1 pseudogene is annotated in these 237 nt (G+C 59.5%); it reads right to left on the bottom strand.

Annotated features, from left to right (window positions below):
* Nucleotides 1-22 precede the first annotated feature (22 nt).
* Nucleotides 23-237, bottom strand: a pseudogene (locus SB756_RS35220) (phenylacetate--CoA ligase); the annotation flags it as partial.

The following is a 237-nucleotide window of genomic DNA, read 5'->3' as shown; positions in this document are numbered from 1 at the left end:
CGGGGCTTCCAGGAAGGATGGATTAGCGGTTGCGTTTATCGATTACCCGGCAGGCCTTGCCTTCGGAGCGCTTGATGCTGAATGCCGGCTGCAAAACGATACGTGAGCTGATGCCAATATGGGTCTTTATGTGGCGGCTGAGATCGCCGCAGAGGGCCCGCTGCTGCTCGTCCCCCAGTTGCTGGTGCTCAGGCTTGAGCTCGACGTGGATATCAACGCTGTCGAGGTTGCCGTGGC

Source organism: Pseudomonas sp. SIMBA_068 (genome assembly GCF_046534705.1).
Classification (GTDB): Bacteria; Pseudomonadota; Gammaproteobacteria; order Pseudomonadales; family Pseudomonadaceae; genus Aquipseudomonas; species Aquipseudomonas putida.
This window is presented reverse-complemented; position numbering and strand designations above follow the sequence as displayed.